This window comes from Lepagella muris (genome assembly GCF_004793975.1).
GTDB lineage: Bacteria > Bacteroidota > Bacteroidia > Bacteroidales > Muribaculaceae > Lepagella > Lepagella muris.
This window is the reverse complement of the sequence record NZ_SRYB01000009.1, coordinates 134,568-141,091: the sequence shown is the minus strand read 5'-3', so window position 1 is coordinate 141,091 and position 6,524 is coordinate 134,568. Positions and strand designations below refer to the sequence as shown.

The following is a 6,524-nucleotide window of genomic DNA, read 5'->3' as shown; positions in this document are numbered from 1 at the left end:
ATCGTTATTTTCCTTAAAAAAATTCACAAATCAAAATAGTTTAGACAACTTCATTGTAAGACTCGCTATAATATTCATCTATTGTAGCGGAAAAACGGTCATCTTCATCTGCTTCAATGGTATCTTCAGACCATCCGGGCTTTTTAAGAATGTCCTTACGTTCTTGCTTTAAGGCGCGTCTGGCACCTTCAAGGGTTGCCCACAGAGTGAAAGAAGTATAGTTGTCTGAAGGTCGAACACCCTCATATTCAACTGTTACACAGAATACTTCCATAGCTATGAGAATAAAGGCTTTTCGCCGTTATAGTTTTGGATAATCCATTCCAGCAAGAGCTTGCGATTCTTATCGTCAAGGTCTGCATAGAACTTGACCATATAGGTGTCAGGATCCTGAGTTCTGGTAGCGTGTTGCCACTTTCCCAGCATGTGACTGATATGACAAGTCCATTTCACTTCTTTGAGAAATTCCGGCACATTTACCGTATCTGCACCACCACCGGGAAAGGTGACAGTCATTGGAACTACCTTGTAATTCCAGCCATGAAACAGCCATTTATTGATGGCTATCATAGCGATTTTAAGATTTTCAGTCATAGCTGTTATGCGATTTTTGATATAATTTTTGAAGTATTAGACTTAATCAATGATACTATTCTGTCAAAGTGTTCTGGAACCTGGTTGTATTTGCCACGGCATTGGAGGACCGAGAAGTCCTCTAAAGAAAATTCTATAGTTGCGATTGACACACCATTAACCAGGGCATGAAAAATAAGCACATTGTCGTCAGAATAATACCTATTAGTGAAGACACAGTGGTGCATATATTCACCCTCTTCTACAAATTCTTCTACCGACTGAAGAGGTTTGACCACAATTTCCTTATCGACAAATTCCAGATCTAAAAATATTGATTTGGCTTTCTTATATCGAGCTTCATCAACTTTGTGATTAACCTCATAGCGTTGTAAAGGTGTCATTTGTCTCTCGCGCTCTCTTCGTCTATCTGCTTCATCCATCTTAGCTCGCTTTTTAGCAATCCATAAATCATGAGCCTCTTTAAGATTGTCAGGACAGATGAATTTTGGATTTCTCAAATCTTTCCCACAGTATTCAAGAGCGTCGAGCATATCATACCAAGTTGAAGGGTCTTTAATCTGGTATTTGTGCCGGAAAGCGACTTTTGCAGATGGCCAATATTTAACAAACTCATAATGTTTTGCCAAAGAGAAAGCCACCATTTTGTATTGACCAAGTTTCCATGCCGTTTCCGTCTTGTTATCAGTCAAGAGCCTTTTGAAAAGTGTATATGGCGAACAATTATGAAAATTACCAGCATAACCATTTCGTTTGATTTCAGGAATTACCGATGAATGACCGACAACTTTCCAAGGGGTTATCATATGACCGGGACCTTCACTTCTAATCTCCATATCACTATCCCAATTCCAGCAATCACAATAATAGGAAATCCAGTGTCGGGCACGCCCAACTATTGTGAGTGTGCCATCAGGGGAAAGCCATCGTTGAAATGCCTCACAAATCCAATAAGTCGGTTTATCGCCTTTTCTCAAATTGGTTTGCATAAAGAACATCCGAACAATTTGAAATCCCTGGCACTTAGTGACGACTGCAAAATATGCTTTATCACAGAAATTTCTCTTGCGGGTTTTGTCAACCTCCAGCTTTGCAGAGCAATGAGGACACACAACCTTTTTGGCTTCTGCCCCAGTCCAAGTGTGGCCACAATCCAAACATTCATATCCCCTCTTAGGACTGTATTTGGCTATATGAATAGCGATTTTTCTAACAGCTTCTTTATACTGATAGTCGCTTAACGGAGAAAGAGTTTGAGATAATGCCAAAATCTTTCTCTGAAGTTTAGTCTTTGGTTTCATCCTGTAATTACGATGTATTGATTAGAAAATCGGAATATCCAGAGGCTCCGGGATATTGGGATCAACAGCAGCTTTGGGTTTTCTGGGCTTACGCTGCTTAGGCTTTTCAGGAGATGAAGCCGGCTCAGGTGAGGGGCTTTGTACGGCTTCCACTTTATTCTTAGGGCCATCTACCACGATGTCATCTTCATCATAGTAGTGGACTGCCAGTCCAAACACCTCATCATCGGAAACACCGACACAACGCTCACCTTTCGGCTTGTTCTTTTCGACTTGCTGAAAGATGTACTTGCAGCACTCTTCGATACTTTTATTTGGTTTAGTGTATGATGCTGCGAACTGAGGATCTTCTTCGGCGCGCTTGTCAAGATATTTCTTGATTGCTGTTTCAAAAGGGGTAAATTCCATATTGAAAGATATTTATGAGTTAAAGAAAAAGAATGTATATTTTGTGTTTACTTCCACTTTTGCGGAGGAAGCTAACTGCCTGATTGCGAATTTGAAATTGTTGGCTTTGAAAGTGTGTTCAAAACCATTTGGAGGTTCGTGATGGGTATATCGGATATGCACTTTAGACCCCTCAATTACCTTATTGATTATCACTGGATTGACATTCAATTTTTTCTTGTGTTTCCAGTAATATAAGGTAACATCATTAGCTTGAAGCGATTGATAGTCATCTATTCTAAGCAATTCATATTCACTTATCAATCTGTTTGTCAGACCCAATAAATAATCCGGTAATGGATTTGTTGAGTCTTTCTCCTTTTCACTATATTGCGATTCAAGTGTAAGTAAAAGAGTCTGCATCAATTCTATGGAATTAATGCAATTATTTAATTTTTGTTTACAGTATTCAATAATTTGAGGTTCTATTTCTGCAACTGCCTCATAATTTTTTGCTCGTAATAATTCACGAACATTATCAAGGTCGGGGCGTTTCATAAAAGTAGAAATTGAACCCCTTTATCCCTAACTCGCTTCGCTCGCGGTCGCTTCGCTCCAAGGGTTAAAGGGATAAAGGGGTTAAGGGTTAATGAAATGCTGCCACGGCACGGACGTAGCCGCTGTCCTGCACCTTAGCGCGCCAGTCGTGGAGGTCGCCGTCGTACAGGGCCAAGCCCCAAGCGCCCGTCGCCGAGCCCTCAGTGCTGGTCCAGTACCAGCCATCTTTTATGCGGCTACCGCCGCTAAGTTCGATGGCGGCATTGATTGACCGCTTATTAAGATAGATAAGGTAGAGTTCGGCGACTGACGGAATCCACTCGTCATCCTTCAGCTCTATGCCGGTGCCGATAGACTTGATATGCTCAGTGTTGGCTTGACCATTCCAGTCAGCAACTGCATCGTCATATTCTGAGATGTAGCCGTCATAGTTGGTGTTGTCTTTCTGATTGGTGAGAGACTGTTCCGGGTAATCCTCCAGATTGACCGCGATAGCATGACTGCCCATTACCACACCGATACGTTTGACAGTCTGTGTCGGAGCGTTACGCTTTTGGTAGTCGAACATTTCAACGGTGTTATCCTCGTAGATGTAGTAAACGCCATCGTTGAGGATAGCCTGGTGGGAGCCTTCAGATTGTTGGATATCTATTTTGATTTGTTCACTCTCCTTTACAGGAGATTTGATGAAGTCATACACTGCCGGCGCTTCTTCACCGAAGTCACTGTAGAGAGCGAGTTTCAACTTCTCATCTGTCGGGAGAGAAGCATAGATTACTTTTGCGATTTCGTCTGAGATCATATTGTTATACTTTTAAGTGATGTGTTATTTACCTTTGCTGAGACACACAGCCAACTTGTCGAGGTCGTTAGTGCCGAAGTGATTTTTCAGTTCCGCAACCACTGAAGGCTTCTGGTGCTGAAGCAGTTGCTTGATAGTAGAAGGGTTGCCGCCTCGATATAATTCAAGGCAGTTCATCGCTTGTGAAGTCATATTTTAGAAGTTTATATGGTTTTTATCTGAATAGTCTCGTGATGTTGAAAAATTGGAATGGGAACGAGATTTTTAAGAGTTTTTAAGGAATAGTCACATCCTGTACCTCATCAGTTTCAGGAATTTCGTCGATAACGTATTCCAACTGACCGTGTGCTATACTGGTCAGCTCTTGCTCATCGTCAGACCAGCCATCTTTAGGAAATCCATAGACTACTACACAATCGAAATTATCAATGACGACGCGAGTAACATAGAAATCCTCATAACTTTTCATCCATTTGGTTGAAGCTGAAATGATGGGAGCATTGTTTCTTTCCTCCGATATATGGTCATCGTCATCATCATTTTCAGTATGGATGAATACATATTCCTTTCCATGAGCTTTTACAGCGGCTTTAAGCTCATTCTCAGTACAAGCATCCAAATATTTGTACTGGTTATAAAAATCAGTATGTTTCATTTCTGGAAATCTTTAATTGTTAATCGTTTGAATTGAGTGTCAGGTGGCACACATTGCCAGTGCAAATTGCTCTGACTATAATCGCAGTAAACGAAAAGGAAGTGCTCAATCAGTTCATCCTCATCGTCTGGAATTTCATAGAAATAGTCATAATGACCATTGTCAATCAACCACTGGGGAAGATCGCGTCGCAACCATCCCCACTTCACTTTGATAATGCCCACCTCCGGAGAAATAGAGTCAGCATTTATGATTGCAATATGAAGTTCGCCTTCTAACAATTGTTGATGCTTTTCTCCCCATTCGGTCATTAATCTCTGATTTATGGGGCGTTGTTCGGGGAAGTATGGATGAAATTCGAGGTCCACTGTTTCCTGAAATGCCTGGTCAATCGCTTCGGCGGCAGATACTCCAGATTTTCTATAATGCGCATAGCGTTCTTTGTAGAACTTATTGTAAGCCCAGCGCCATGCACCATCAGATATATGTATATGTTCCATATCACCAGCAATTATCAGATACATAATCAGCTATTTCACATGCCTCTCGCTCTGCCAGCTCATCAGGAATGTAGAAAAATATTTCGTTATCAAGCCGTTCTGCGCTTTTATCAACAGGCATTCCTGTAGCAGAATCAATTAATTGGTCCGAGAGTGATTGAGTAGCAACTGTTACTGTCATAAACTCCATGTTCTCGGCTGACTCTTCTGTTTCTTGATCTAAAATATCGACTTGAAATAACGGATATTCTTTACCATTATAAGAAATATAGTCATTCGGTTTCATAGTTATGAATTTTTTGGAGTTTCGCCCATTAGGTCCACTGCAAGACCATTTGGGCATAGATTATCAAACCAGTGCCATATCTCAAACCGGGAGGTGCCAGCCTCCCAGAAGTAGAATGGCTTTTCTATCTCATCATCAGTGTTTATGGGAATATCACTGAACGCACCCCACATTTCCTGAAGCTCCCATTGGCAAGGATGTTCTTCGATAGTGGCTTTTATTTTAGCAAGTATGTAAGGGCTTCGTGGCGCATCAGGATCGAAAAAACCACCCTCTTCGGGAAAAGTGTAGAGGCGTTTATCGTTTTTTGCCTCAAAATATCTTGTCATCCACCAAGGCTCCATACCAAATCTGGATTCATGATATTCCAGGAGAACCATAAATTGACGGATAGGACAGTCTGCATCCTCCATACGGTAATAGTGACCACCAGGGCCATCACAATCCCTGCTATAATGACCAGGAATCTTGCAGTCAGCAATCCATTCGCCCCATTGATTCTGGCGTACAGCAATCACTTTGCCACCCCAAGGAAAATAGCTAAGAGTGCTATTCATTTGCTGTTCAACCAGCTCTTTTGTAATTTCTTTTGTGACCATAGCATTTATTTTATTCCAAAGAATTGATAAGCAGCCATTCTTACCTTCATCTCATCATCAAAGGTGGCGCAACCGCACTGGTCATAGGTGCATTGCTCGCCAAATACATGATATAATCTACCGAAAGTATAGTAAGGGTCGCCTTTATAGTCTGTCCGTTCTTGAACTGAAACAGCGACCAATTCATGTGAGTAAGATTCTCTGATGAAAATGAGGATGGATATTTTATTGGCTTTTGCATAAGCTCGCATAGCCTTTTGTTTGAATACTTCCAATTCCTCTTTTGATTGTTTTATACCCATTTGAGTTTAGCTTTTTGACGCACTTGAAGGTCTTTATAACCAATGCTTTTTAACTCATTAAAAAGAGGCAGATACTGAGCTTCTGTAGCAGGCTTCGTCTGCTGAATCACACCATAATAATCTGCATCTCCATGTTGTCCGATGTGCATATAAGACATCGTACCGCCAGTTCGCTTATCACTCTCTTCAGGAAAAAGGGCGATAACCTGACCGTCAGGATAAATTCTAAAAACTACTTTCATCCTACATAGCCATTTCTATATGCCCAAAGCATAGAGTGATTGTAAAAAATCGGATAGCCGTATGCGACTTTGACTATTTCAAGTTCTGGGAAGATTTCTGCAACTCTTTCATAATCTTTTGTACGCGCGATTGTTGAATTAACCAACACTTTTTTCTCAGATTCAAGTAAAACTACGAATGTGAGACACCCCATTCCGTTATTCCATTTTTTACAAAAGCTGCCGTCGATGTCGAAGCGATATTGCCTCGACATCTTTTTCAATTTTTTAAGTCGTTCTTCCATATTTTTAGAATGTT

14 protein-coding genes are annotated in these 6,524 nt (G+C 41.0%); all 14 read right to left on the bottom strand.

What is annotated here, in order from left to right:
* Positions 1–40: 40 nt before the first annotated feature.
* Positions 41–274 (bottom strand): hypothetical protein, encoded by a 234-nt coding sequence (locus E5331_RS08375; RefSeq protein WP_135984572.1) that lies wholly within the window; start codon positions 272–274, stop codon positions 41–43.
* Positions 275–276: 2 nt separating this feature from the next.
* Positions 277–594: a hypothetical protein gene (locus E5331_RS08370; protein ID WP_121698769.1), complete on the bottom strand. Its 318-nt coding sequence runs from the start codon at positions 592–594 to the stop codon at positions 277–279.
* A gap of 5 nt (positions 595–599) precedes the next feature.
* On the bottom strand, positions 600–1,895 hold the full coding sequence (locus E5331_RS08365) for a PcfJ domain-containing protein (protein ID WP_135984570.1): 1,296 nt from the start codon (positions 1,893–1,895) through the stop codon (positions 600–602).
* 21 nt (positions 1,896–1,916) lie between these two features.
* Entirely contained in the window at positions 1,917–2,303 is a 387-nt protein-coding gene (locus tag E5331_RS08360) for a PcfK-like family protein (protein ID WP_135984568.1), read from the bottom strand.
* 12 nt (positions 2,304–2,315) lie between these two features.
* On the bottom strand, positions 2,316–2,840 hold the full coding sequence (locus tag E5331_RS08355; RefSeq protein WP_123542198.1) for a hypothetical protein: 525 nt from the start codon (positions 2,838–2,840) through the stop codon (positions 2,316–2,318).
* Between the two features lie 88 nt (positions 2,841–2,928).
* Complete coding sequence (locus E5331_RS08350; RefSeq protein WP_135984566.1) at positions 2,929–3,642, bottom strand: Lcl C-terminal domain-containing protein; 714 nt, start codon at positions 3,640–3,642, stop codon at positions 2,929–2,931.
* 24 nt (positions 3,643–3,666) lie between these two features.
* Positions 3,667–3,834: a hypothetical protein gene (locus E5331_RS20345; RefSeq protein WP_168355181.1), complete on the bottom strand. Its 168-nt coding sequence runs from the start codon at positions 3,832–3,834 to the stop codon at positions 3,667–3,669.
* Positions 3,835–3,916: 82 nt separating this feature from the next.
* Positions 3,917–4,297: a hypothetical protein gene (locus tag E5331_RS08345; protein ID WP_135984564.1), complete on the bottom strand. Its 381-nt coding sequence runs from the start codon at positions 4,295–4,297 to the stop codon at positions 3,917–3,919.
* Positions 4,294–4,821 (bottom strand): hypothetical protein, encoded by a 528-nt coding sequence (locus E5331_RS08340; protein WP_135984562.1) that lies wholly within the window; start codon positions 4,819–4,821, stop codon positions 4,294–4,296. The genes E5331_RS08345 and E5331_RS08340 overlap by 4 nt, the downstream gene beginning before the upstream one ends.
* Positions 4,799–5,083: a hypothetical protein gene (locus E5331_RS08335; RefSeq protein ID WP_135984560.1), complete on the bottom strand. Its 285-nt coding sequence runs from the start codon at positions 5,081–5,083 to the stop codon at positions 4,799–4,801. Before E5331_RS08335 ends, E5331_RS08340 begins: the two co-directional genes overlap by 23 nt.
* 2 nt (positions 5,084–5,085) lie before the next feature.
* Complete coding sequence (locus tag E5331_RS08330) at positions 5,086–5,682, bottom strand: hypothetical protein (protein ID WP_135984558.1); 597 nt, start codon at positions 5,680–5,682, stop codon at positions 5,086–5,088.
* 5 nt (positions 5,683–5,687) lie between these two features.
* A complete protein-coding gene (locus E5331_RS08325; RefSeq protein WP_135984556.1) occupies positions 5,688–5,984 on the bottom strand; it encodes a hypothetical protein in 297 nt (98 codons plus the stop codon).
* Complete coding sequence (locus E5331_RS08320) at positions 5,975–6,226, bottom strand: hypothetical protein (RefSeq protein WP_135984554.1); 252 nt, start codon at positions 6,224–6,226, stop codon at positions 5,975–5,977. Before E5331_RS08320 ends, E5331_RS08325 begins: the two co-directional genes overlap by 10 nt.
* Positions 6,223–6,510 carry a hypothetical protein gene (locus E5331_RS08315; protein WP_135984552.1) on the bottom strand — a complete coding sequence of 96 codons (288 nt, stop codon included), beginning with the start codon at positions 6,508–6,510 and terminating at the stop codon, positions 6,223–6,225. Before E5331_RS08315 ends, E5331_RS08320 begins: the two co-directional genes overlap by 4 nt.
* Positions 6,511–6,524 lie beyond the last annotated feature (14 nt).